Origin of the sequence: Spirillospora sp. NPDC048911 (genome assembly GCF_043198015.1) — a bacterium.
Classification (GTDB): domain Bacteria; phylum Actinomycetota; class Actinomycetes; order Streptosporangiales; family Streptosporangiaceae; genus Spirillospora.
This window is the reverse complement of sequence record NZ_JBICUD010000003.1, coordinates 265,488-288,766: the sequence shown is the minus strand read 5'-3', so window position 1 is coordinate 288,766 and position 23,279 is coordinate 265,488. Positions and strand designations below refer to the sequence as shown.

General features: G+C 71.8%; 23 protein-coding genes. 13 read left to right on the top strand and 10 right to left on the bottom strand.

Annotation, left to right across the window (positions count from 1 at the left end; genetic code table 11):
• Positions 1–51: 51 nt before the first annotated feature.
• Genes ACGFNU_RS15490 through ACGFNU_RS15475 form a run of 4 tightly spaced genes read left to right on the top strand, consistent with a single transcriptional unit; the run spans position 52 to position 3,995 of the window.
• Positions 52–981: an ABC transporter permease gene (locus ACGFNU_RS15490; protein ID WP_392593968.1), complete on the top strand. Its 930-nt coding sequence runs from the start codon at positions 52–54 to the stop codon at positions 979–981.
• 41 nt (positions 982–1,022) lie between these two features.
• Positions 1,023–1,988, top strand: a complete 966-nt coding sequence (locus ACGFNU_RS15485; protein WP_392593967.1) for an ABC transporter permease — start codon at positions 1,023–1,025, stop codon at positions 1,986–1,988.
• The gene (locus tag ACGFNU_RS15480) at positions 1,985–2,986 is read left to right on the top strand and encodes an ABC transporter ATP-binding protein (RefSeq protein WP_392593965.1); all 1,002 of its coding nucleotides are present in this window, start codon (positions 1,985–1,987) and stop codon (positions 2,984–2,986) included. The genes ACGFNU_RS15485 and ACGFNU_RS15480 overlap by 4 nt, the downstream gene beginning before the upstream one ends.
• Positions 2,979–3,995 carry an ABC transporter ATP-binding protein gene (locus ACGFNU_RS15475; protein ID WP_392593963.1) on the top strand — a complete coding sequence of 339 codons (1,017 nt, stop codon included), beginning with the start codon at positions 2,979–2,981 and terminating at the stop codon, positions 3,993–3,995. The genes ACGFNU_RS15480 and ACGFNU_RS15475 overlap by 8 nt, the downstream gene beginning before the upstream one ends.
• Here ACGFNU_RS15475 and ACGFNU_RS15470 read toward each other — a convergent pair.
• The 5 genes from ACGFNU_RS15470 to ACGFNU_RS15450 form a co-directional block, all read right to left on the bottom strand.
• Positions 3,985–4,956: a 2-hydroxyacid dehydrogenase gene (locus tag ACGFNU_RS15470; protein WP_392593961.1), complete on the bottom strand. Its 972-nt coding sequence runs from the start codon at positions 4,954–4,956 to the stop codon at positions 3,985–3,987. The two genes, ACGFNU_RS15475 and ACGFNU_RS15470, sit on opposite strands and share 11 nt — an antisense overlap.
• Entirely contained in the window at positions 4,953–6,236 is a 1,284-nt protein-coding gene (locus ACGFNU_RS15465; RefSeq protein WP_392593959.1) for a glucarate dehydratase family protein, read from the bottom strand. Before ACGFNU_RS15465 ends, ACGFNU_RS15470 begins: the two co-directional genes overlap by 4 nt.
• Positions 6,237–6,326: 90 nt before the next feature.
• Complete coding sequence (locus ACGFNU_RS15460; protein ID WP_392593958.1) at positions 6,327–7,160, bottom strand: IclR family transcriptional regulator; 834 nt, start codon at positions 7,158–7,160, stop codon at positions 6,327–6,329.
• Positions 7,161–7,241: 81 nt separating this feature from the next.
• The gene (locus tag ACGFNU_RS15455) at positions 7,242–8,915 is read right to left on the bottom strand and encodes an FAD-binding dehydrogenase (RefSeq protein ID WP_392593956.1); all 1,674 of its coding nucleotides are present in this window, start codon (positions 8,913–8,915) and stop codon (positions 7,242–7,244) included.
• A gap of 43 nt (positions 8,916–8,958) precedes the next feature.
• The gene (locus tag ACGFNU_RS15450; protein WP_392593954.1) at positions 8,959–9,615 is read right to left on the bottom strand and encodes a TetR/AcrR family transcriptional regulator; all 657 of its coding nucleotides are present in this window, start codon (positions 9,613–9,615) and stop codon (positions 8,959–8,961) included.
• A gap of 180 nt (positions 9,616–9,795) precedes the next feature.
• On the opposite strand from ACGFNU_RS15450, the gene ACGFNU_RS15445 reads away from it, so the two are divergent.
• On the top strand, positions 9,796–11,079 hold the full coding sequence (locus tag ACGFNU_RS15445; protein WP_392593952.1) for a YncE family protein: 1,284 nt from the start codon (positions 9,796–9,798) through the stop codon (positions 11,077–11,079).
• A gap of 108 nt (positions 11,080–11,187) precedes the next feature.
• Here ACGFNU_RS15445 and ACGFNU_RS15440 read toward each other — a convergent pair whose 3' ends face one another.
• Positions 11,188–12,228, bottom strand: coding sequence for an LLM class F420-dependent oxidoreductase (locus tag ACGFNU_RS15440; protein WP_392593950.1), 1,041 nt, complete (start codon positions 12,226–12,228; stop codon positions 11,188–11,190).
• 116 nt (positions 12,229–12,344) lie between these two features.
• Between ACGFNU_RS15440 and ACGFNU_RS15435 the strand changes: the two genes are divergently transcribed.
• The 8 genes from ACGFNU_RS15435 (at position 12,345) to ACGFNU_RS15400 (ending at position 19,960) form a co-directional block, all read left to right on the top strand.
• Entirely contained in the window at positions 12,345–13,172 is an 828-nt protein-coding gene (locus tag ACGFNU_RS15435; protein ID WP_392593949.1) for an ABC transporter ATP-binding protein, read from the top strand.
• A complete protein-coding gene (locus ACGFNU_RS15430) occupies positions 13,169–13,957 on the top strand; it encodes an ABC transporter ATP-binding protein (protein ID WP_392593947.1) in 789 nt (262 codons plus the stop codon). Before ACGFNU_RS15435 ends, ACGFNU_RS15430 begins: the two co-directional genes overlap by 4 nt.
• Positions 13,954–14,844: a branched-chain amino acid ABC transporter permease gene (locus ACGFNU_RS15425; RefSeq protein ID WP_392593946.1), complete on the top strand. Its 891-nt coding sequence runs from the start codon at positions 13,954–13,956 to the stop codon at positions 14,842–14,844. Before ACGFNU_RS15430 ends, ACGFNU_RS15425 begins: the two co-directional genes overlap by 4 nt.
• Complete coding sequence (locus ACGFNU_RS15420) at positions 14,837–15,979, top strand: branched-chain amino acid ABC transporter permease (RefSeq protein WP_392593944.1); 1,143 nt, start codon at positions 14,837–14,839, stop codon at positions 15,977–15,979. The genes ACGFNU_RS15425 and ACGFNU_RS15420 overlap by 8 nt, the downstream gene beginning before the upstream one ends.
• 35 nt (positions 15,980–16,014) lie before the next feature.
• Complete coding sequence (locus ACGFNU_RS15415; RefSeq protein ID WP_392593942.1) at positions 16,015–17,250, top strand: ABC transporter substrate-binding protein; 1,236 nt, start codon at positions 16,015–16,017, stop codon at positions 17,248–17,250.
• A gap of 60 nt (positions 17,251–17,310) precedes the next feature.
• Positions 17,311–17,958 (top strand): TetR/AcrR family transcriptional regulator, encoded by a 648-nt coding sequence (locus ACGFNU_RS15410; RefSeq protein ID WP_392593940.1) that lies wholly within the window; start codon positions 17,311–17,313, stop codon positions 17,956–17,958.
• Between the two features lie 77 nt (positions 17,959–18,035).
• Positions 18,036–19,187 (top strand): acyl-CoA dehydrogenase family protein, encoded by a 1,152-nt coding sequence (locus ACGFNU_RS15405; RefSeq protein ID WP_392593938.1) that lies wholly within the window; start codon positions 18,036–18,038, stop codon positions 19,185–19,187.
• Between the two features lie 11 nt (positions 19,188–19,198).
• Positions 19,199–19,960: a crotonase/enoyl-CoA hydratase family protein gene (locus ACGFNU_RS15400; RefSeq protein ID WP_392593936.1), complete on the top strand. Its 762-nt coding sequence runs from the start codon at positions 19,199–19,201 to the stop codon at positions 19,958–19,960.
• Here ACGFNU_RS15400 and ACGFNU_RS15395 read toward each other — a convergent pair whose 3' ends face one another.
• The 4 genes from ACGFNU_RS15395 to fabG are packed head-to-tail and all read right to left on the bottom strand — an operon-like array spanning position 19,961 to position 23,274.
• Entirely contained in the window at positions 19,961–20,419 is a 459-nt protein-coding gene (locus tag ACGFNU_RS15395) for a MaoC family dehydratase (RefSeq protein ID WP_392593934.1), read from the bottom strand.
• Positions 20,416–21,627 carry an acetyl-CoA C-acetyltransferase gene (locus tag ACGFNU_RS15390; RefSeq protein WP_392593932.1) on the bottom strand — a complete coding sequence of 404 codons (1,212 nt, stop codon included), beginning with the start codon at positions 21,625–21,627 and terminating at the stop codon, positions 20,416–20,418. Before ACGFNU_RS15390 ends, ACGFNU_RS15395 begins: the two co-directional genes overlap by 4 nt.
• Entirely contained in the window at positions 21,620–22,528 is a 909-nt protein-coding gene (locus tag ACGFNU_RS15385; protein ID WP_392593930.1) for a MaoC family dehydratase N-terminal domain-containing protein, read from the bottom strand. Before ACGFNU_RS15385 ends, ACGFNU_RS15390 begins: the two co-directional genes overlap by 8 nt.
• Positions 22,529–22,533: 5 nt before the next feature.
• Complete coding sequence (gene fabG, locus ACGFNU_RS15380; protein ID WP_392593928.1) at positions 22,534–23,274, bottom strand: 3-oxoacyl-ACP reductase FabG; 741 nt, start codon at positions 23,272–23,274, stop codon at positions 22,534–22,536.
• Positions 23,275–23,279: the final 5 nt, after the last annotated feature.

Genomic DNA, 23,279 nt, shown 5'->3' with positions numbered 1-23,279 from the left:
GTGCCTGATGAAGCAGCCCCGTGAGGGAGCAGGGACGCTGCGGGAGCGGCCATGCTGACCTTCGTCCGCAGGCGCGTCGTCTCCAGCGCCGTGCCCCTGGTCGTGGTGATCCTGGGCGTGTTCTGCCTCGCCCGGCTCACCGGCGACCCCGCCAAGCTCTACCTGCCGCTCAGCGCGACGCCGCAGATGCGGGAGGACTTCCTGGCCCGCAACGGGTTCGACAAGCCGATGATCGAGCAGCTGTGGGACTACCTCGAAGGGCTGTTCACGCTCGACTTCGGCGAGTCGCTCCGCACCGGGCAGGACGCCGCCGGAATGGCGCTGCGCGCGTTCCCCGCCACGCTCCAGCTGGCCGGGGCGACGATGCTGCTGGCCATCGTCGGGGCCGTGCTCATCGGAAGCTGGGCCGCCTACAAGCCCAACTCGCTCGCCGACCGGCTCTCGGGCCTGCTGTCGATGGCCGCCGCGAGCATGCCCGACTTCTGGTTCGCGATCATGGGCGTGCTGGTGTTCGCGGTGACGCTGGGCTGGCTGCCCACCTCCGGCGTCGTCGGCGGCCCCGAGGTGTGGGTGCTGCCGCTGCTCACGCTGCTGATCCGCCCGTTCGGCGTCCTGGTGCAGGTGGTGCGCGGCTCGATGGTGTCGGCGCTGTCGGCGCCGTACGTGAAGGTCGCGCGCAGCAAGGGCGCGAGCGAGCGGCGGGTGGTGTTCGGGCACGCGCTGCGCAACGCCGCGCCGCCCGTGCTGACCGTCGCCGGCGACCTCACCGTGGGCCTGGTCAACGGCGCCGTCGTGGTCGAGACGATCTTCGGCTGGCCGGGCATCGGCAAGCTGATGATCGACTCGATCCTGCAGCGCGACTTCGCCGTCCTGCAGGCCGCCGTGCTGATCACCGCGGTGACGATCTTCGCGCTCAACATCCTCGTCGACCTGGTCCACGCCCTGCTCGACTCCCGCGTCCGGCAGGCGGTGACGGCATGACCGTGTCACAGAAGGGCCCTCGAGAGAAGGGCGGAGAGGCCATGACGGCGACCCTCGACACCGCCGCCCCGCCTGAGGGCGGACGCCCCGCGGCGGGACGCGTCCGCTGGTGGACGCTGCTGCTGCGCGACCGGGTGGCCACGGCCGCCGCCGTCGTGCTGCTGCTGGTGGTGCTGGCCACCACCGTCGGCCAGTTTCTCATCGGCGACCTCGACACCAAGCAGAACCTGCGCGCCACCAACACCCCGCCCGGCTTCGGCAACGGCTGGGAGTTCGTCCTCGGCAGCGACGCCCTCGGGCGCAGCGTGCTGGCCCGCCTGATGGTCGCGGGCGGCACCAGCCTCTCGGTGGCCGTCCCGGCCGTGCTGATCTCGCTGATCGTCGGCGGGGCGTGGGGCATGTGGGCCGGCTACCACCGGGGCTGGCGGGAGAACGTGTCGATGCGGATCGCCGACATCATCCTCAGCTTCCCGTCGCTGCTGCTCGCGGTCGTCGTGCTCTACATCTTCTCGCCCAGCGCCGCCAACATCGTCGCGGTGCTGGCCGTCGCCCGCATCCCGGTCTACCTGCGCACCGCCCGCGCCGAGGCGGCCGAGCTGCGCGGGCGGCTGTTCGTGGACGCGGCGCGCACGTTCGGCACCCGGTCCGGGGCGGTGATCGTCCGGCATGTCGCGCCGGTCGTCGCGCCGACCCTGCTCACCGTGGCGACGGTCGACTTCTGCTTCGTGATGCTGGCCGAGTCGTCGCTGAGCTTCCTCGGCATCGGCATCCAGCCGCCCGACGTCAGCTGGGGCCTGATGGTCGCGCAGGGCCGCCAGTACCTGCAGACCGCCTGGTGGACCGCCGTCTTCCCTGGCCTCGCCATCGTCATCACCACGGTCTCGGCCACCCTGCTGGCCTCCTGGTTCCGGCTGGCCACCGACCCCGCCCAGCGGTGGCGGCTGGCGCTGCCGCGCGGCCGCCGGGGCCGCCGTTCCGCGCCCGCCCTCCCGGAGGTGACCCAGTGAGTGCTTCAACCGCATCAAGCCCGCCGGCCCTGGAGGTCGACGGCCTGTCGGTCGAGCTGCGGACCCGGCACGGGGAGGTGCACGCCGTGGACGGCGTCGGCTTCGCCGTGCGGTCCGGCGAGACCCTCGCGCTGCTCGGCGAGTCCGGCTGCGGCAAGAGCATGACCGCCCAGGCGATCGCCGGGCTGCTCGACCCGGTCGCGAGCGTGACCGGCGGTTCGGTCCGGCTCGCCGGCACCGACGTGCTGACCCTGGACCGCGCCGCGCGCCGCAAGCTCGCCGGGCCGCGGCTGTCCATCGTCTTCCAGGACGCGCTCACCGCGCTCAACCCGGTGCAGACGGTCGGCGCCCAGCTCGCCGAGCCGTTCCGGATCCACCGCAAGCTGTCGCGCAAGGACGCCCTCGCCAAGGCGGCCGAGCTGATGGAACGGGTCGGCATCCCCGACCCGAAGGCGCGGTTGTCGGCCTACCCGCACCAGTTCTCCGGCGGCATGCGGCAGCGGCTCCTCATCGCGATGGCCGTGGCGCTCGACCCCGACGTGCTGCTGGCCGACGAGCCGACCACCGCGCTGGACGTGACCGTCCAGGCGCAGATCATGGAGCTGCTGCGGGAGCTGCGCACCGAGCGCGACATGGCGGTCGTCCTCATCACCCACGACCTGGCGGTGGTCGCCGAGCACGCCGACCACGTCGCGGTGATGTACGCGGGCCGGGTCGTGGAGACCGGCCCGGTCAAGGAGGTCTTCGCCGACCCGCGCCACCCCTACACCCGGGGGCTGCTCGAGTCGGTCCCGGCGAAGGTGGGCCGCGGCGAGGAGCTGCGTTCGATCAAGGGCGGCCCGCCCGAGCTGCACGCCATCCCGGCCGGGTGCGCGTTCCAGGCCCGCTGCCCGATGGTCGCGGACGTCTGCCGCACCGACCGGCCGGACCTCGCCGCGACCGCGCCCGGCCGCGCCGCCGCCTGCCACTTCGCGACCAAGGAGCCGGCCCATGCCTGACCCGACGCGGCCTGACACGACGACCAATGTGATCGAGGCGCGTGGCCTGGCCAAGACCTTCCACGTGCCGAAGAACAAGGACGGCAAGAACCGGCTGCGCGCCCTCGACGGCATCGACCTGACGCTCGGCCGCGGCGAGACGCTCGGCCTGGTCGGCGAGTCCGGCTGCGGCAAGTCGACGCTGGCCCGCCTGCTGCTCATGCTGGAACGCCCCGACGAGGGCACGCTGCGGTTCGACGGCGTCGACCCGTTCACCCTCAAGGGCAAGGAGCTGCTGGCCTGGCGGCGCCGCGTCCAGATGGTCTTCCAGGACCCGTTCGCCTCCCTCAACCCGAGGATGACGGCCGCGGAGATCATCGCCGAGCCCTGGAAGACGCACCGCGACGTCGTGCCCGCCCGCGAGGACCGGCGGAAGCGGGTCCTGGAGCTGCTCGACCTGGTCGGGCTGCGGGCCGGCGACGCCGGCCGCTACCCGCAGGAGTTCTCCGGCGGGCAGCGCCAGCGCATCGGCATCGCCCGCGCGCTGGCGCTCGGCCCGGAGGTGATCGTCTGTGACGAGCCGGTGTCGGCGCTGGACCTGTCGGTGCAGGCGCAGGTCCTCAACCTGCTGGACGAGCTGCAGCGCGAGCTCGGGGTGTCGTACGTGTTCATCTCGCACGACCTGTCGGTGGTCCGGCACGTCGCCGACCGGGTGGCCGTGATGTACCTCGGGCGGATCGTCGAGACGGGGACGGCCGAGGAGGTCTTCGAGGCGCCGCGCCACCCGTACACCGCCGCGCTGCTGTCCGCCGCGCCCGAACTGGACGACTCGGGCGTCCAGCGGGAGCGGATCCTGCTGGAGGGCGAGGTGCCGTCGCCGCTCGACCCGCCGTCGGGCTGCCGGTTCCGCACCCGCTGCTGGAAGGCCGCCGACATCTGCGCGACGACCGCGCCGGAGCCCTTGGCGGGCGACCCCCACCAGGCCGCCTGCCACTTCCCGCTGGAACCGGCCGTCCGCGTCAGCGGATGAGATTGCGGAGGGGGCGGCCCTCGGCGAGGGCCGCGATGTTCGCGGCGATGTCGCGGGCGCGGCTCTGGAACGTCTCCACCGTGTGACCGGAGTTGTGCGGCGTCAGCACGACGTTGTCGAGCTTCTCGAACGGCATCGTGCTGCCGCCGCGCCCCGTCCCGCCCTCGCCGGGCCACCACACGTCGATCCCCGCCCCGCCGATCCGGCCGGCGGCGAGCGCCTCGTACAGGGCTTGCTCGTCCACGACCGGACCGCGCGCCACATTGATCAGGAAGGCGTCCGGCCGCATCAGGTCCAGCTCGGCGGCGCCGATCAGGCCCCGGGTGTGCTCGTTCAGCGGGACGGTCACCACGACGGCGTCCGAGGACGCGAGCAGCTCGTGCAGCCCGTCCGGCGGCAGCACGCGGTCGAGCCGCAGGCCGTCCTCCAGGGGTGCCGAAGGATCGCGGCGCATCGCCTGCACGCGCATGCCGAGCACCGCCGCCAGCCGGGCCACCTCGCGTCCCGTCTCGCCGAGCCCGAGCAGCCCGACCGTGCGGCCCGCCAGGGTGTCGCCGAGCGGCAGCCCGGGATCGACGCTGACCGACTCCCAGACGCCGTCCCGGACCAGCCGGTCCCTTCGCAGCACCCGCCGGGACAGCATGAGCATGACCATCGCCACGTGCTCGGCGATGGAGCGCCCGTGATGGAAGGTGTTGCACACCGCCGTGCCGCGCGGGAGCACGTCGATCGCGATGCGCTCGTACCCGGCGCCCGTGCACTGCACCAGCCGCAGCTCCGGCCCGGCCGCGCACGCCATCGCCTCGGTCATCCGCGAGCAGACCAGCACCTCCGTGCCGGGCAGCGCCGCGACGATCTCCTCGTCCGGGCGGCCGGCGGCGAGCACCACCTCGTGCCCGCCGTCCGGCGCCAGCAGCGACGCGAACCGGCTGATGATCGGATCGGTGACCAGGACCCTCACCAGCGGGGCTGCTTCAGCTCGTACGACGGGTCGATCCGCTGCATGTAGCCGGTGTCGTCGCGGTCGCGCAGCCCGCACCGCACGTACTGCTCGTGCAGCAGGGCGAGCCGGTCGCGGTCCAGCGTGACACCGAGCCCGGGCCCCGCCGGAACAGCCAGAGCCCCCTCCTCGAACGTGAGCGCCCCCTCGACGATCACGTCCTCGTCCTTCCACGGCCAATGGGTGTCGCACGCGTAGGTGAGGCTCGGCGACGCGGCCGCCAGGTGGGTCATCGCGGCGAGGCTGATGCCGAGATGGGAGTTGGAGTGCATCGACATGCCCAGCCCGAACGTCTCGCAGATCCCCGCCAGCAGCCGCGACCGCGTCAGACCACCCCAGAAATGGTGATCGGACAGCACGACCCCCACCGCGTCCCGCTTCACGGCCGGCTCGATGTCGGCGAAGCTCACCACGCACATGTTGGTGGCCAGCGGCATCGGGACCTTGCGGGCGACCTCCGCCATCCCCTCCACGCCGGCGGTCGGGTCCTCCAGGTACTCCAGGACGCCGTCCAGCTCCTGTCCGACCCGGATCGAGGTCTCGACCGTCCAGGCGCCGTTCGGGTCGATCCGCAGCGGGTGGTCAGGGAACGCCCTGCGCAACGCCCGGACGGCCTCGATCTCCTCCTCGGGCGGGAACACCCCGCCCTTGAGCTTGATCGCGGAGAACCCGTAGGCGTCGATCATCCGCCGGGCCTGCGCGACGATCCCGTCCGGATCGAGCGCGGCACCCCACTCATCGGGCTCCTGGCCGGGATGCTCCGCCCACTTGTAGAACAGGTACGCCGAGTAGTCGACCCGGTCGCGGACGGCCCCGCCGAGCAGCGCGCTGACCGGCAGCCCGGTCGCCTGCCCCTGGACGTCCAGGCAGGCCACCTCGAACGGGGAGAGCACGGCGTCGGCGGTGCTGCTGTTGGTGACCATCCCGGCCATGCCGTGGCCGCCCGTCCCCGCGTCCCCGGCCAGGCTCACCCTGACCCGGCGGGTCAGCTCGTTCAGGTCCCAGACGTCCGTCCCCGTGATCTCCTCGGCGGCGCGCCGCAGCCGGGCCAGATGCTCGGTGTCGGCGTAGGTCTCGCCGAGTCCGGTCAGTCCCTCGTCGGTGCGGACCTCGACGATCGCGCGGATGGCGTACGGCTCGTGCACGCCGACGGTGTTGAGCAGCGGAAGGTCCCGGAAGGCGACCGGAGTGATCGTGACCTCGGCGATCCGCTGGCGAGCGGACGGGGACGGGTTCGGCATGGGCGCGCCACCTCACAACACGATCGACTCCAGTGATCAGCTACATTAGCAGACCGTGTTTTCATATGTAGATAGCGCGCGCCCCGGCCGTCACATCTCCCAGGAGTCCTCGGTGAAGGGCGGGGCGGCGTGCTCGATCCGCTCGCGGGCCTCCCGCATCGCCGTCACGATCTCGTTGCCCCGGTCCGGGGTGAGGCGTGCCAGCGGCACCGAGCAGCTGATCGCGTCCCTGGGCGGCCGGCCCTCGGGCGCGTAGCGCAGCGCGAAACCGAAGCAGTGCAGGCCGAGGCTGTTCTCCTCGACGTCGATGGCGTGGCCGCGCTGCCGGGTCCGCTCCAGGTCGGCCGCCAGTGCCCTTCGGTCGGTGAGGGTGTGCGGGGTCGACGCGGTCAGCTCATCGGGGACGTGCGGGTCGAGCTCGTCGCCGTCGCGTTCGGCGAGCAGGGCCTTGCCCAGCGCGGTGCAGTACGCGGGCATCCTGCGCCCGACCCTGCTGTAGGGACGCAGGTACTGGCCCGACTCGCGGGTGGCCAGATAGACCACGTCGTAGCCGTCGAGCCGCCCGAAGTGGAAGGTCTCGTCGAGCTTCTCGCCCAGCTCGTCCAGGACCGGCTTCACGATCCGCAGATGCGGATCGGTGTCGAGGTAGCTGGTGCCGACGAGGAGCGCGCGGATGCCGATCCCGTACATCGTTCCGGAGGCGTCGGTGCGCACCCAGCCGTGCTTGCAGAGCGTGCGCAGGAGGGCGTAGAGACTGCTGCGCGGCACGTCCAGCGCCTCGGTGAGCTCGCGGAGGCGGGCCGGGCGGTTCTGCCGGGAGGCGAGCAGCTCCAGGAGCTCCAGCGTCCGCGCCGCCGACTTGACCTCGCGGACCCCGGAGGTCTTGTCGTCGATGCCCGGTGACTCGTCGGACGAAGCGGCCATGGTGTGGGCCTCCAGAGATGGAACCGTGGGGTCGCGCCAGCCTAATAGATGGGGAGGCGCTGTCTACACACGGAGAAGGCTCTAAATGATCTGCTGGGCGGCGGCCTTTCCGGCGGCGCGGCCGGAGAAGAGGCAGCCGCCGAGGAAGGTGCCTTCGAGGGCGTTGTAGCCGTGGACGCCGCCACCGCCGAAGCCCGCGACCTCGCCCGCGGCGTAGAGGCCCTCGATGGGTCGGCCCTCAAGGTTCAGGGCGCGGGAGTCCAGGTCGGTCTGGATGCCGCCGAGGGTCTTGCGCGTCAGGATGTGGAGCTTGACGCCGATCAGGGGACCGGCGGCGCGGTCGAGGATGTGGTGCGGGGCGACGGCACGGCTGAGGCGGTCGCCCAGGTAGCGGCGTGCGTTGCGGATTCCCTGGATCTGGACGTCCTTGCTGAACGGGTTGTCGGCCTGCAGGTCGCGGGCCTGGATCTGGCGGCGGAGGGACCCCGCGTCGAGAAGGGGCTTGTCGGTGAGCGCGTTCATCTTGTCGACGAGCCGGTCCAGGCTGGCGTCGACGACGAAGTCGGCGCCGTGCCGCTTGAACGCCTCGACCGGGGCGGGCGCGCCCTTGCCGAGGACCCGCTCGCGGAGGACGGCCTTGCGGTCGCCGCTGGTGAGGTCGGGATTCTGCTCGGAGCCGGAGAGGGCGAACTCCTTCTCGATGATCCGCTGGGTGAGGATGAACCAGGAATGGTCGTACTCGGCGATCTCGGGGGTCGTCCGCAGGTACTTCAGCGTGGCGAGGGTGTCGTAGCCGGGCAGGCACGGGTCGGGGAGCCGCCGCCCGAGGGCGTCGAACCACATCGAGGACGGGCCGGGCAGGATGCGGATGCCGTGGCCGGGCCAGATCGGGTCCCAGTTCCGCACGCCCTCGGTGTAGTGCCACATCCGATCGCGGTTGACCAGGCGGACGCCCGCTTGCGCGCTGATGTCGAGCATGCGGCCGTCGACGTAGGCGGGGACGCCGGTGACCATGCTCGCGGGTGCGGTGCCCAGCCGTTCGGGCCAGTGGCGGCGGACGATGTCGTGGTCACCGCCGATGCCGCCGGACGTGATGATCACTGCCTGGGCGGAGAGGGTGAACTCGCCGACGGCGTCGCGGTTGGACGGGGCGCCGCGGGGCGCGTCGTCGGGGGCGAGGACGGTGCCGCGCACGCCGGTGACCGTGCCGTCGCCGAGGACGAGGTCGTCGACCCGATGGCGGTGGTGGAACGTCAGAAGCCCGGCATCGGCCGCACTCTGGGCGCTCTTGACGAATGGGGCGACCACGCCGGTGCCCGTGCCCCAGGCCACGTGGAAACGCGGTACCGAGTTGCCGTGACCGTCCGCGCGCAGGGCGCCCCGTTCGGCCCACCCGACCATGGGCGTGAACGAGATGCCGTGACCGGTGAGCCAGGAACGTTTCTCGCCCGCGGCGAACTCGACGTAGGCACGGGCCCAGCGCACCGCCCAGGAGTCCTCGTCGTCCAGGCGGTCGAATCCCGCGCTGCCCTGCCAGTCGTTCCAGGCCAGCTCGAAGGAGTCCTTGACGCGCAGGCGGCGCTGCTCGGGCGTGCCGACCAGGAAGAGGCCGCCGAACGACCAGTACGCCTGACCGCCGAGGTTGGCGGCGTTCTCCTGGTCGACGAGCGCGACCGTGCGGCCGCGCGAGGTGAGCTCGTGGGCGGCCACCAGCCCGGCCAGCCCCGCCCCGACGATGATCACATCGGCGTCCATACGGTCCTCCTCGGTGTCGTATCCGGAACGATCATCCTGGCAGTCAGGCGGGCGGGGGAGCGGAGATGTGCAGGCGGTCGAGCAGGATCTGCAGGAGCTCGTCGATGATCTGGTCGAGGGTGGCGTCGACCCAGCCGACGGCCCAGTCGTGCATGAGGCCGTTGATGGCCCCGATGAACGCGGCCGCCGTGACGCGGTAGTCGCGGGGCGGGATCTCGCCGCGCTCGGCGGCCTCCCGGGCCTGCTCGCTGAGGAACTCGATCCAGCGGGCGCGCCGGTCCAGGCGCTGGCGGTCCAGCCGCGGGCTGACGCCGATGATCTCGACGAAGGCGATGCGGGTGTGCCGGGGGTCGGCGGTGGCGCCGGCCGCGTACGCCCGGAACAGCCGGGTGTAGCGGTCGAGGGGGGCGAGCCCCGGCAGCTCGGGGAGCACGGCGAGGACGGACTGCTCGGCGGTGTCGTTGACGTAGAGGTGCAGCTCGGCCAGCAGGTCTTCGAGGGTGTGGTACTCCTCGTAGAACTGGCGCGTGGACAGCCCGGCGGCCTTGCAGATGTCGGTGATCTTCGTGGCCCGGTAGCCGGGCCCGGCGCCGAAGAGATCGAGGCCGGCCTCCTGGAAGCGGCCGCGGCGTTCGGCCTGCCGCTCGCCGGCCGTCCGGCCGCCGTACCGGCCCGCCGCCGGCGTGATCCGTCCCGCCACGCGCACTCTCCCTCCGCCTCACCTTGATTTTCCCCGATCGGGTCTTGTGGCGGGCGTCACCGCTGCCTACTATCCAGTAACCAAGTCTGAATATGGCGATATTCAGACTTGGCGAGGCGCGCACGGACGCGGGTCCCGATCCGCGTTCCTCCCCACCCCCCGTCTCTGGAGGAACACCACATGCTCTCCTCGGTCAAGGCACGCCGGCGCAGATCGTCGCCGGCGGGCGCCGCGGCGGCCGTCATGGCCGCCGGTGCCGTCGTCTCCGCGAACCCCGCCGCCGCGACGGCGGCCCCCGCGACCGCGAGCGCGGCCGCCGCCCTGCAGGAGGTGATGCTGGTCGGCAACAACTGGGAAGGCACCGCCGACGTCATCAAGGCCCGGGGCGACTTCGCCAAGATCGGCCGCATCAACCTGATCCCCGACAAGGACGACCGGCTCCGCGAGATCTACCTCAACCCGATCCGGCTGGCCTACTTCCTCGGCATCCGGCAGACCGTCGGTGAGGGGCACGACCAGTTCACCGACGACCTGTACTCCACGCCCGACGGCTCGGCGATCGTCGTCTCGCGGCCGAGCTTCGCCGACGTGGCCTCGATCGACACGGCCACCGGACGGCTCAGGTGGCGCTTCCCCGTGTCGGGCTACCGCTCGGACCACATGGCCGTCTCGCCCGACGGCTCGCGGGTGGCGGTGTCGGCGTCCACCGGCAACACCGTCCACGTGCTCGACATCCGGACCGGCCAGCAGGTGGGCTCGTTCAAGACCGGTGACAAGCCGCACGAGAACGTGTTCACCCGCGACGGCAAGTACATCTGGAACATGTCGATCGGCGAGGTCAACAACGACTTCGACGCGCCCTGGCAGGACTTCCTCAAGGGCGACCGAAAGATCACCGTCGCCGACGCGGCCACGTTCAAGCAGGTCAAGGTCATCGACATGCGGCAGCGGCTGGACGCGTTCGGCCGCACCGACTTCTCCGACGCCGTCCGGCCCGCCGTGTTCACGCCCGACGAGTCCAAGCTGTACTTCCAGGTGTCGTTCTTCAACGGGTTCTTCGAGTACGACATCGCCACCGACAAGATCACCCGGGAGAAGGCGCTCCCGAAGAACCCGAACACCAGCGACGACCGCACCACCTTCGTCAACGACTCCCGCCACCACGGCATGTCCATGAACCCCCAGGGCACCAAGCTGTGCATCGCCGGGACCATGGACGACTACGCCACGGTGGTCGACCGCGCCACCCTCCAGCAGGGGCCGCTGGTCACGGCGAGCAAGCCCTACTGGGCCACCGTCAGCGGCGACGGCCGGGCCTGCGTCATCTCCGAGAGCGGCGCCGACCAGGTCACCGCGATCGACTTCGGCACCGGGCAGAAGATCACCTCCATCCCGGTCGGCGACCATCCGCAGCGCGTGCGCGTCGCGAAGCTGCCGGCCGGCTGGACCGGCCCGACCGGCTGATTTCCGGGCCCCGCCCCTTCCAGGACCCCACCCCCGCCCCGGCCCGAATCCTCGGGCCGGGGCGTTCTGGTCCGGCGCGCGGGTGCAGGAGAGACCCGCTGGAGTCGGTCAGGGCATGAGGTTCCGGAGCTGCTCGATGGCGGCGATCCGCTCGGCGTGGGTCTCCGCGAGGGGCTTCACGCTGACCGTGGTGATCCCGCACTCGGCGAGCTCCGTGACGCGCTCGGCCACGTACTCCTTCGGCCCGACGAGCGACGTCGCGCGCAGCAGGTCCTCGGGCACGGTGGCCTCCGCTTCCTCCTTGCGGCCCGACAGGTAGAGCTCCTGGATGAGCTCGGCCTCCTGTTCGTATCCGTACCGGCGGGCCAGGCCGTTGTAGAAGTTCTTGCCCCGGGCGCCCATCCCGCCGATGTAGAGCGCGAGCTGCTTGCGGCCCCGGTCGAGCAGGTGGCCGACGTCGTCCCCGATCGCCAGGTTCATCGTGACGACGATGTCCAGCGGACCGAGGCTCGGGTCGCGCCGGGCCCGCCCGGCGGCGAGCGCCGGCCCCCAGATCTCGTCCAGCTTGCCGGGGTGGACGAAGATCGGCAGCCAGCCCTCGGCCACCTCCGCGGCGAGCTGGACGTTCTTGGGCCCGATCGCGGCCAGCATGATCGGGACGCGCTCGCGCACCGGGTGGTTGATGAGCTTCAGCGGCTTGCCCAGGCCCGTGCCCCGGTCGGCGGGCAGCGGCAGCTCGTAGTGCTTGCCTTCGTAGACGACCTCCTCGCGCCGCCACACGCTGCGGCAGATCTCGACGATCTCGCGCGTCCGGCCGATCGGCGCGTCGTAGGGCAGGCCGTGGAAGCCCTCGACCACCTGCGGGCCGGACGCGCCGAGGCCGAGCGTGAACCGGCCGTCCGACACGTAGTCCAGCCCGGCCGCGGTCATCGCCAGGAGCGACGGCGTCCGCGTGTAGATCGGCAGGATCGCCGACGCCAGCTGGATCCGGTCGGTGGCCGCCGCGAGGTAGCCGAGCTGGCTCACGGCGTCGAAAGAGTAGGCCTCGGCCACGAAGGCGATCTCGACGCCGGCCGTCTCGAGGTCGCGCAGACCCGCCGCCGCCTCCTTGAAACCGCCGCCGTAGGCGAGGGTCGTGCCGATCCGCATAGTGAACCTCCAGGTCAGATGGGACCACCAAAACGTTGACGTACGTCACATCGGCCACTTACATTACGCCTACTTAACGAACGATCAATAAGTGACTCGGCACGCAGGGAGGCCGGATGCTCGATATCGAAGGGCTCGTCGTCCGTTACGGCGCACGGGAGCCGGTACTGCACGGAGCCGGCCTGGAGGTCGCCGAGTCGGGCGTCGTGGCGCTGCTCGGCGCCAACGGCGCGGGCAAGACCTCCCTGATGCGGGCCGTCTCGGGCACGCTGCCGCTGCACGGCGGGTCGGTCGCCGCGGGCTCGATCCGATTCCTCGGCGAGGACATCGCCGGCAGCGACCCGGCGGCCGTCGTGGCCGGCGGGCTGGTGCAGGCCCCCGAGGGACGGCACGTGTTCGGCGCGCTCACCGTCGACGAGAACCTCGACGCGGGCGCCATCACCGTCAAGTCCCGCGAGGCGCGGACGCGCACCCGTCGCCAGATGTTCGAGATGTTCCCCCGGCTGGCCGAGCGGCGCCGCCAGCGCGCGGGCACGCTGTCCGGCGGCGAGCAGCAGATGCTGGCCATCGCCCGCGCGCTGATGTCCCAGCCGAAGCTGCTGCTGCTCGACGAACCCTCGCTCGGCCTGGCGCCGCTGCTGGTGAAGCAGATCGGCGAGACGGTGCGCGAGATCAGCCGCGAGGGCGTCCCCGTGCTGCTGGTGGAGCAGAACGCGGCGATGGCGCTGTCGGTCGCGCACCGGGCGTACGTCCTGGAGCTGGGCCGGGTCGTGCTGAGCGGGCCGGCCGACGAGCTGGCCCACAGCGACGAGGTCCGCCGGCTCTACCTGGGCGAGGACCTCGCGGGCGACGCGGGTGACGCGGCCGGAGGCCCGGACGGGAAGCACCGGGAGGGCGTTCGCGGGAATCCCGCCGCGCGCCGGCTGGCGAGGTGGGCCGGATGAGCGCCCCGCGCCTGCGGGTGGACGAGGTGACCCTGGCGTTCAGCGGGCTGCTGGCCCTGGACAAGGTCGCGTTCACCGTCGAGCCCGGCTCGATCCACGCGGTCATCGGCCCCAACGGAGCCGGCAAGTCGTCGCTCCTCAACACGCTCTGCGGCATCTATCCCGTCACCGGCGGCCGCATCCTGGTGGACGAGCACGAGGTGACGCGGCTGCGGCCGGACCGGGTCGCGGCGCTCGGGGTCGGCCGGACCTTCCAGAACATCGTCGTCTCGCCGCGCGAGTCGGTGCTCGACAACCTGATGGTCGGGCGGCACAGGCTGACCCGCGCCGGCCTGGTCGCGACCGCGCTGTGGCTCGGCCGCCGCGAGCAGCGCCGCCACGAGGCGCGGGTCCGGGAGATCGCCGACTTCGTCGGCCTGTCGCACCGGCTCGACACCACCGCCGGAGGGCTGCCCTTCGGTGACCTCAAGCGGCTGGAGTTCGCCAGGGCGCTGTGCCTGGAGCCGCGCATGCTCATCCTGGACGAGCCCGTCGCCGGCCTGAACACCACGGAGAGCTGGGAGCTCGGGCAACTCGTCCTCGCGGCGCGCGAATCGCTCGACCTCACCGTGGTCTTCGTGGAGCACGACATGGGCGTGGTCATGTCGATCGCCGACCGCATCACCGTGCTCGACTTCGGCCGCGTCGTCGCCGAAGGGGCGCCCGACGAGGTGCGCAACGACCCGACCGTGGTCAGCGCCTACCTCGGCGCGCCCGACGAGGCCGAAGAGAGGACCTCATCATGACCCGCCAGCTGGAACTGCTCGTCAACGGCGTGTCCCTGGGCCTGCTGTACGCCCTCATCACGCTGGGATTCGTCATCGTCTTCAAGGCCACCCGGGTGGTCAACTTCGCGCACGCGTCGTTCCTGCTGCTCGGCGTCTACGTGGTCGCCGCCACCCAGCCGAAGATCGGGTTCGCCGCGGCGGCGCTGCTCGGGCTCGGCGTCGCCGGAGCGCTCGGGCTGGCGACCGAGCGGCTGCTGACGTCGCGCATCGACCGGCACGACCACCACGCGATGGCGCTCGCCACGATCGGCCTGAACGTCGTGCTGACCGCCGAGCTGACCCGCCGCCTGGAGGAACGGGTGCTGCCGCTGGGCGCACCATGGGACGGCCACGTGGTCGACGTCGGCCCGCTGTCCCTCCCGCTCACGGTCGTGATCACGGTGGTGGCCGTCCCGGTGCTGATCGGCGGCCTCACCGCCCTGCTCACGTTCACCGGCTGGGGGCTGGCGATGCGCGCGTCCATCGCCGACGCCGAGGGCGCGGCGCTGGTCGGGATCCGGCTCCGCCGGGTGTCGGCGACCGCGTGGCTGATGGCCGGGCTGCTGGCGACCATCGCCGGCATCGGCCTGGCCTCGTTCCCCAGCCCCGGCGTCAGCGTGAGCCTGGAGACGGTCGCGATCACCGCGTTCCCCGCGGCCATCATCGGCGGGTTCGACTCGCTCGGCGGGGCCATCGCGGGCGGGCTCATCGTCGGGGTCGTCCAGGTCCTGGTGAACGGCCACCAGGGCTCGCTCGACTTCCTCGGGCTCGGCGTCGGCGACGTCGTGGCCTATCTCGTGATGATCGTCGTCCTGCTGTGGCGACCGTCCGGACTGTTCGGGTCGAAGGAGTTCAGCCGTGTCTGACGACACCATCGCACCTGCCCGCACCACCACCGCCGCCGAGGCGCCGCCGGCCGGCAAACCCGCCCCGCGGCAGACGCCGGCGCGCCGCGCCCTGGTCGCCGTCGCCCTGCTCGCGGGGATCGCCGTACCGCTGATCCTGCCGATGTACGTGGACGCGTTCTGGCTGCGCATCGGGCTGTTCGCCATGGCGGCGGCCGTCGGGGCGCTCGGCCTGACCATCCTGTTCGGCGCGGCCGGGCAGCTCTCGCTCGGCCACGCGTTCTTCGTCGCGGTCGGCACGTACGGCTACGGGTTCCTCTCCGGCGAAGACCACGGCCAGGTGAAGGGCATGGGGTTGCCCCCGGTCGTCGCGGCCGTGCTCGCGATCCTCTTCGCCGGACTGTGCGGCCTGCTGTTCAGCCCGGTCGCCAGCCGCCTGCGCGGAATCTATCTCGGGATCGCCTCGCTGGGCCTGGTCTTCCTCGGCCATCACCTGCTGCTGAACCTGCCGTCGGTGACCGGCGGCTACGACGGCCGTTCGGTCGAGCCGTTCGCGCTGGGCGGGTTCGAGTTCGCCGACGTCCCCGACCGGCTCGTGCTCGGCATTCCGTTCGGGGCCGTGGAGAGCCTCTGGTACCTCTTCCTGGCGGTCACCGTCGTCGCGACGCTGGTGGCCCGCAACGTGCTGCGCGGCCGGCCCGGCAGGGCGTTCCGTCTCATGCGCGACAGCGAGGTGGGCGCCGCCGCGATGGGCGTCCGCGTCCAGCGCGCCAAGGCGGGCGCGTTCGTCCTGTCCTCGATGTACGCCGGCGCCGCCGGCGTGCTGACGGCGCTGGCCTTCCAGCGGGCCGTCCCCGACTACTTCGACCTGCAGCTGTCCATCGACTTCCTCGCCATGATCATTCTGGGCGGGCTCGGCTCGACGTCGGGCGCGCTCGTCGGCGCGACGTTCGTGATCGCGCTGCCGATCGTGCTGTCCCGGTACGCCGACGCGCTGCCGCTCGTCGTCGCGCCCGGGCAGGACGGGCTCCAGGCGTCGTTCGCCGCGACGTTCGTGTACGGCGCGCTCGTCCTGGTCGTCATGCTCACCCGGCCCGGCGGGCTCCGCTCGATGGCGCGGGCCGTCGCGGACCGCCGCCGGCCCGCCGCCCGATGAACCCCCGCCCCTTCCGTCCACGCAGGGAGAACCACATGATCGTGTCCCGTCCACGCGTCCTCGCCGCGGCCGCCGTCGCGCTCGCCCTCTCGGTCAGCGCGTGCTCGCCCAAGTCCGCCGGGTCGAAGGCCGCCCCCGGTGTCACCGACTCGACCATCAAGCTCGGCATGCTGGTGGACCTGACCGGCCCGTTCGCCACGTCCGGCAAGACCAGCAACACCGCCAGCCAGTTCGCCGTCGACGAGATCAACGCGGCCGGCGGCGTCTGCGGCCGCAAGATCCAGCTGGTCGCGCGCGACCACGGGTACGACGTGCAGAAGGCGGTCACCGCCTACGACGAGGTCGCGCCGCAGGTCCTCGGGTTCCTCAACGTGTACGGCTCGGCGATCACCTCGGCGCTGCGGGACAAGATCTCCGCCAACGGCGCGCTCGTCGGCCTGACGGCGTTCTCGCCCACCCTGCTCGGCGATCCGCATCTCCTGGAGATCGGCGCCACCTACGACGTCCAGGCGATCAACAGCATCGACTGGATGGTGCGCGAGGGCATGCTGAAGCGCGGGGACACGCTCGGGCACATCTACCTCCAGGGTGAGATCGGCGAGAACAGCCAGAAGGGCAGCAGGTTCGCCACCAAGGAGCTGGGGCTGAAGCTGGCGAGCCAGCAGATCAAGCCGACCGACGCGGACCTCACCAGCCAGGTGAACGCGATGAAGGCGGCCGGGGCGAAGGCGATCCTGCTCGACTCCACGGCGAAGCAGACCGCGGCGGTGGCCGGTGCCGCGCGGGCCGCCGGGCTGGACGTCCCGATCATGGGCAACGTCGCCTCGTTCGCCACCAGCCTGCTGTCGACGGCCGCCGCGCCCGCGCTGCTCAAGAATTACTACCGGGTGTCCGGCGTCGGCCTGCTCGGCTCGGACGGGCCCGAGGTGAAGAAGCTCGCCGGCAAGTGGAAGGCCAAGTTCGGCGCGGCGCAGCCGGAGTCGGGCGGCGCGGTCGTGCTCTCCTACGTGGCGACCCACCTGTTCGCGAAGATCATCAGCGGCACCTGCGGCGACCTGACGCGCAAGGGCGTGCTCGCGGCCCGCGGCAAGGTGACCGACTTCAGCATCCCGGGGCTGGGACCGTCCCTCAACCTGTCCGACCCGGCGCAGCCGACCTCGCGCGCGAGCCAGATCCACCGCCCCGACAAGGGCGTCTACGCCGGGATGAAGCTCGTCGAGGACTTCAAGGTCTCCGACCTCGCCAAGCGGTACCAGCTGAAGGCCGGATAGAAGGCCGGACAGCCGGAAACCCCGCACGGCACGGACATTCGACAGGCATAGGATGGGTTTATGGCGACACGCGGCACGACCGATGCGGCGCCGGATCGGGAGCCGCCCGCGGCGGTCACCCGGGGCAACGGGCTCAACGCGATCATGGGTGCGGCGCGCGAGATCTTCGCCGAGCGCGGCTACCACGGGGCGTCGATCCGGGACATCGCCAAGGGCGCGGGGCTGAGCCTCTCGGCCCTGTACTACTACTACAACGGCAAGCAGGAGCTGCTCCACGCGTTGCTGGAGGACGCGCTCGCCGACGTCTTCCACGGCTGCCAGACCGCGCTGGGCGCCGCCGGGGACGATCCGGCGGCGCGGCTGGGCGCCTTCGTGCGCGCCCTGGTCGAGTACCGCGTCCGCCGCCAGGTCGACAGCCTGCTGGCGCTGCGCGAGATACGCAATCTGGAGCCGGACCGCCTCGACGGTTTCGTCGAGCGGCGCGACGCGCTGGCCCGGCTGCTGCGGGAGATCATCGAGGACGGGGTGGCGCGCGGCGTCTTCACCACGCCCTACCCCGACGAGGCGCAGCGGGCCGTCCTCGGCATGTGCAACGCCGTCGCGCAGTGGTACCGGCCGTCCGGTGGCCTGAGCGTCGACGACCTGGTGGAGCGGTACGTCCACCTGTCGCTGACGCTGGTCCAAGGCGGCTCGCCCACCCGCGCGTAGTACCACCGGGCCGGTGCTCACGAGCGCCGGCCCGGCTTCCTTCTTTAACGATCGTTCGACAAGATAGAGGAGAACGAGTGCGACGCACCGTCTTCGACGACGACCATGAGGCTTTCCGGGCCATCGTCCGTGACGTCCTCGCCCGCGAGGTGGTCCCCGTCTTCCCCGAGTGGGAGAAGGCGGGGGCCGCGCCCCGCGACTTCTACCGGCTGCTGGGCAAGCTCGGCGTCCTCGGCGTGCGGGTCCCGGAGGAGTACGGCGGCGGCGGGCAGCGCAGCTTCAAGTTCAACGCCGTGGTGAACGAGGAGATGTCGCGCGCGAAGCTCGGCCTCGGCACGATCCGGGTGCACACCGACATCGTGCTGCCCTACCTGCTGAAGTACGCCGACGACGAGCAGAGACGGCGCTGGCTGCCCGGGGTGGCCGACGGCGGGCTGATGACGGCGATCGCGATGACCGAGCCCGGCACCGGGTCCGACCTCGCCGGCATCACCGCGACCGCGGTACGGGACGGCGACCACTGGATCCTCAACGGGGCCAAGACGTTCATCACCGGCGCCGTGAACGCCGACCTCGTGCTCGTCGTCGCCCGCACCTCCGCGCCGCCGCCGGGCAACCGGCGGGCGGGGCTGAGCATCCTGGTCGTCGAGACGACGTCGCCGGGCTTCACGGTGGGCCGCAACCTGGAGAAGATCGGTCTCAAGGCGCAGGACACCGCCGAGTTGGCCTTCGACGACGTCCGCGTCCCCATGGAGAACCTGCTGGGGGAGGAAGGGCGCGCGTTCGAATACCTCGGCCACAACCTCGCTCAGGAACGGCTGTCCATCGCGGTGAACGCGCAGGCGGCGGCAGCGGCGGCGGTCGAGCTGACGCTCGCGTACGTGGCCGAGCGGAACGTGTTCGGCAAGCCGCTGTCGGGCTTCCAGAACACCAAGTTCGTGCTCGCCGAATGCGCGACCGAGGTGGCGGCGGGCCAGGCGCTGGTCGACCGCGCGCTGGAGGCGCACGACGCCGGCGAGCTGACCGGCGCCGACGCGGCGAAGGTCAAGCTCTTCTGCACCGAGCTGCAGTCGCGCGTCGTCGACAAGTGCCTCCAGCTGCACGGCGGCTACGGATACGTGCTGGAATACCCGATCGCGCGCATGTACGCCGACGCCAGGGTCACCCGTATCTACGGCGGCACCAGCGAGGTCATGAAGACCATCATCGCCAAGTCCATCGGCCTGTGAGGGAGTAGACAGTGAGCACTGTGCTGACCGATTTCACCGACGGCATCGCGGTCATCACCATCAACCGGCCGCAGGCGCGCAACGCGGTCGACCTGGAGACGACGAAGGCGATCGCCGCCGCGATCGACGAGTTCGAGGCCCGGCCGGACCTGCTGGTCGCGATCCTCACCGGCGCGGGCGGCACCTTCTCCTCCGGCATGGACCTGAAGGCGTTCGCCCGTGGTGAGCGGCCGGCCCTGCCGGGGCGGGGCTTCGCCGGGATCACCGAGCGCCCGCCGTCGAAACCGCTGATCGCGGCGGTCGAGGGGTGGGCGGCCGCCGGTGGCTGCGAGCTCGCGCTCGCCGCCGATCTGGTCGTCGCGGCCCGGGACGCCACGTTCAGCCTGCCCGAGGTCAAGCGCGGGCTGATCGCCGTGGGCGGCGGCCTGCTGCGGGTCGCGAAGGCGATGCCGTACCACCTGGCCATGCAGCTGATCCTCACGGGCGACCCGCTCCCGGCCACGAAGGCGCACGAGTACGGGCTGGTCAACGTGCTCACCGAGCCCGGCGGCGCGCTCGACGAGGCGCGGGCGCTGGCCGGGCGGATCGCCGCCAACGCGCCGTTCGCGGTGCGCGCGTCCAAGCAGATCGTCGCGGCGTCGGTGAACTACACCGACACGGAGGCGTTCGCGGAGCAGCGGAAGGTGTGGCTGGAGGTGACGGCGTCGGCCGACGCGATGGAGGGCGCCCGCGCCTTCGCCGAGAAGCGGGCGCCCGTCTGGCAGGACCGCTGATCAGTGCACGACGATGGTGACGGTCTCGGCCACGCAGGCCGGCTTCGCCGCCCCGTCGATCTCGATCGTGTAGCGCGTCGTGAGAGCGGTCCCCGCCCCCGTCTCCCGTAGGTCCGCGAAGGTCGCCCGCGCCCGCAGGCGCGACCCCACGGGCACGGGGGAGGGGAACCGCGCCTTGTTGAGGCCGTAGTTGACGCGCGCCTGCCCCAGGTCGAGGCGGACGAGCTGCTGCCCGAACATGGGGATCAGCGACAGGGTCAGGTATCCGTGCGCGATGGTTCGGCCGAACGGGCCGGACGCGGCCCGTTCGGCGTCCACGTGGATCCACTGGTGGTCCCCGGTGGCGTCGGCGAAGGCGTTGATGCGCTCCTGGTCGATGACCAGCCACTCGGTGGGCCCGATCGGCTGGTCGAGGGCGCCCTTCAGTTCTTCCAGGGACGCGAAGACGCGCACGGTCATGCCGTCACCCGCTCGAAGACGGCCGCCAGGCCCTGGCCGCCGCCGATGCACATCGTCTCCAGCCCGTACCGCGCCTCGCGCCGGTGCAGTTCCCGCGACAGCGTCGCCAGCATCCGCACGCCGGTCGCGCCGACCGGATGCCCGAGCGAGATGCCGGAGCCGTGGACGTTCGTGCGCTCCAGATCCCCGTCGGCGAACTTCCATTCCCGCGTGACCGCTAGCGCCTGGGCCGCGAACGCCTCGTTCAGCTCGATGAGGTCCATGTCGTTCAGCGTCAGGCCCGCGCGGTCGAGGGCGGCCGCGGTGGCCGGGACCGGGCCGATGCCCATGGTCCTCGGCTCGACGCCCGCCACCGCCCACGACACCAGCCGGACCAGCGGCCGCAGCCCGAGCCGTTCGGCGCGCTCCGGCGTGGTGACGACGCACATCGCGGCCGCGTCGTTCTGGCCGCTGGCGTTGCCTGCCGTGACCGTCGCTTCGGGATCGGAGCCGAGCAGGATCGGCTTGAGCCTGCCGAGCGACTCCAGCGAGGCGTCGGCACGCGGGTGCTCGTCGGTGTCGACGAGGGTCTCCCCGCCTCTGGTCCTGACCGGGGTCGGGATGATCTCTTCGGCCAGGATCCCGGCGGCCTGGGCCTTGACCGCCCGCTGGTGCGACAGCAGCGCCAGCTCGTCCTGCTCCTCGCGGGAGATCGTGTACTCCCGGCGCAGGTTCTCGGCCGTTTCGAGCATGCCGCCGGGGACGGGATGGCTCCGGCCGCCCGCGGTCTGCCGGGCACGGGTGAGGCTGTCGTGCATCGCGACGCCGTTCCTGGCGCCCCACCGCATGTCGACGGAGTAGAAGGTGGCGTTGCTCATGCTCTCGGTGCCGCCGGCGACCACGACCTCGTGGACCCCGGTCTGCACCTGCATGGCGGCCTGGATGACCGCTTGCAGGCCCGAGCCGCAGCGGCGGTCGAGGTGCAGGCCCGGGACGGTGACGGGCAGGCCCGCGTCGAGCGCGACGATCCGGCCGATCGCGGGCGCCTCGCTGCTGGCGTTGCAGTGGCCGAGGACGACGTCCTCGATCGTTTCGGGAGGGAGCCCGGTGCGGTCGAGGAGCCCCTTGAGAGCCGCCACTCCGAGATCGACCGCTGTGAGGCTCTTGAAGCTGCCGCCGTAGCGGCCGATCGGGGTACGGACGGGCTCGCAGATGACCGCTTCACGCATGGCCGGTGCCTTCTTCCTGGGCGGGCTCGAACTCGATCGTCAACGTGGTGCTGGGGGAGGGCTCAGCCGTGGCGTCGTCCGCGCCGAACAGGCCCAGGGTGAACGAGTCCGGCGCGGCGTCCTCAGTCCGCCGCAGCCGCGCGTCCTGGCCGCAGAACAGGGGCCTACGGTTCCTGTGCCGCATGCGGGAGACCCGAGCCTCGTGCTTTTCGAGGCGGAGTACCTCGGCGAGGGCGAGCGTCATCAGGGGCCCGTGCACGACCAGGCCGGGATAGCCCTCGACCCGCGTGGCGTACGGCCAGTCGTAGTGGATCCGGTGCGCGTTCGACGTCGCCGCGCTGAATCGCATGAGCAGGGCCGGATCGGTGGCGAGGTGCCACGACCACTCGCCCGACCGGGTGAAGGGGGCGCCGGACGGAGCCAGTCCCGCCGCCTTCTCGGGCGGGCTGGCCGAGGGCAAGACGGCTCCGGCGTCCCGGTAGACGATGTCCTGCCGCTCGTCGATCGCGAGCCGGCCGTCCTCGTCGTACAGCTTGGTGGAGACGACCACGATGACCAGCTCGCCGGAGCGCCCGGACTTCTCGGTGACCGACTCCACACGCGCCTCGCGGCGCACCGTGCTCCCCACCGTGATCGGGGCGTGGAAGGCGACCTCACCGCCCGCGAACATCCGCCGTGGCAGCTCCACGGGAGGCAGGAACGACCCGCGTGCCGGATGGCCGTCCACGCCGAGGGTGGACGAGACCGGCCAGCGGGCCAGCGCGAGCCAGTGCCAGAGCGGCGGCAGGGCGTCTCCCGGGCCGACCGGGGGAGTCCCGTCGTCGAAGAGGGCGGACAGCGTCGCCACGGGGTGCGGGTCGACGGTCTCGATGGTGGTGACGGTGTGCGGTTCCCAGCTCATCGGCGTTACATGAACCTTCCGCCGGTCACTTCCAGCACGGTGCCGGTCATGTAGGAGGACAGGTCCGAGGCCAGGAACAGCGCCACGGAGGCGACCTCGCCCGGCTCACCCGCGCGCCGCATCGGGATCTCGGCCATCTTCTGGTCCCACGCCCTCTGCGGCATCGCCTCGGTCATGGCCGACCGGATCAGGCCCGGCTGGATGGCGTTGATCCGGACGCCGTGGTGCGCCATCTCCTTGGCGGCCGCCTTGGACATGCCGACGATGCCGGCCTTGGCGGCGGAGTAGTTGGTCTGGCCGACCATGCCGACCTTTCCCGAGAGCGAGGAGATGTTCACGATCGCGCCGCTCTTCTGCTCGCGCATGACGGCGGCCGCGATGCGGACGCCGTTCCACGTGCCCTTGAGATGGACGTCGATGACCTGGTCGAACGCCTCCTCGGTCATCGTCCGCATCGTCGCGTCGCGGGTGATCCCGGCGTTGTTGACCATGACGTCCAGCGAGCCGAAGGCGGCCGTGGCGGTGTCGACCAGGGCCTGCACGTCGGCGGCGCCGGTGACGTCGCACCGCGCCGCCCGCGCCACGTCGGGGCCGCCGAGTTCCTTGGCCGCGGCCTCGGCGGCGTCCAGGTTCAGGTCGCCGAGGACGACCCTGGCGCCCTGCTCGACGAAGACCTGGGCGATGGCGAGGCCGATGCCCTGGGCGCCGCCGGTGATGACCGCGGTCCTGCCGGTGAGGAGTGACATGAAGG

What these genes read in the sequence shown, in the direction of transcription:
- ACGFNU_RS15445 (WP_392593952.1), top strand. Translation starts at nt 9,796, where the DNA reads ATGCTCTCCTCGGTCAAGGCACGCCGGCGCAGATCGTCGCCGGCGGGC.
- fabG (WP_392593928.1), bottom strand. Translation starts at nt 23,274, where the DNA reads ATGTCACTCCTCACCGGCAGGACCGCGGTCATCACCGGCGGCGCCCAG.
- ACGFNU_RS15460 (WP_392593958.1), bottom strand. Translation starts at nt 7,160, where the DNA reads ATGGCCGCTTCGTCCGACGAGTCACCGGGCATCGACGACAAGACCTCC.
- ACGFNU_RS15455 (WP_392593956.1), bottom strand. Translation starts at nt 8,915, where the DNA reads ATGGACGCCGATGTGATCATCGTCGGGGCGGGGCTGGCCGGGCTGGTG.
- ACGFNU_RS15490 (WP_392593968.1), top strand. Translation starts at nt 52, where the DNA reads ATGCTGACCTTCGTCCGCAGGCGCGTCGTCTCCAGCGCCGTGCCCCTG.
- ACGFNU_RS15435 (WP_392593949.1), top strand. Translation starts at nt 12,345, where the DNA reads ATGCTCGATATCGAAGGGCTCGTCGTCCGTTACGGCGCACGGGAGCCG.
- ACGFNU_RS15430 (WP_392593947.1), top strand. Translation starts at nt 13,169, where the DNA reads ATGAGCGCCCCGCGCCTGCGGGTGGACGAGGTGACCCTGGCGTTCAGC.
- ACGFNU_RS15475 (WP_392593963.1), top strand. Translation starts at nt 2,979, where the DNA reads ATGCCTGACCCGACGCGGCCTGACACGACGACCAATGTGATCGAGGCG.
- ACGFNU_RS15390 (WP_392593932.1), bottom strand. Translation starts at nt 21,627, where the DNA reads ATGCGTGAAGCGGTCATCTGCGAGCCCGTCCGTACCCCGATCGGCCGC.
- ACGFNU_RS15465 (WP_392593959.1), bottom strand. Translation starts at nt 6,236, where the DNA reads ATGCCGAACCCGTCCCCGTCCGCTCGCCAGCGGATCGCCGAGGTCACG.
- ACGFNU_RS15395 (WP_392593934.1), bottom strand. Translation starts at nt 20,419, where the DNA reads ATGACCGTGCGCGTCTTCGCGTCCCTGGAAGAACTGAAGGGCGCCCTC.
- ACGFNU_RS15485 (WP_392593967.1), top strand. Translation starts at nt 1,023, where the DNA reads ATGACGGCGACCCTCGACACCGCCGCCCCGCCTGAGGGCGGACGCCCC.
- ACGFNU_RS15410 (WP_392593940.1), top strand. Translation starts at nt 17,311, where the DNA reads ATGGCGACACGCGGCACGACCGATGCGGCGCCGGATCGGGAGCCGCCC.
- ACGFNU_RS15425 (WP_392593946.1), top strand. Translation starts at nt 13,954, where the DNA reads ATGACCCGCCAGCTGGAACTGCTCGTCAACGGCGTGTCCCTGGGCCTG.
- ACGFNU_RS15415 (WP_392593942.1), top strand. Translation starts at nt 16,015, where the DNA reads ATGATCGTGTCCCGTCCACGCGTCCTCGCCGCGGCCGCCGTCGCGCTC.
- ACGFNU_RS15440 (WP_392593950.1), bottom strand. Translation starts at nt 12,228, where the DNA reads ATGCGGATCGGCACGACCCTCGCCTACGGCGGCGGTTTCAAGGAGGCG.
- ACGFNU_RS15385 (WP_392593930.1), bottom strand. Translation starts at nt 22,528, where the DNA reads ATGAGCTGGGAACCGCACACCGTCACCACCATCGAGACCGTCGACCCG.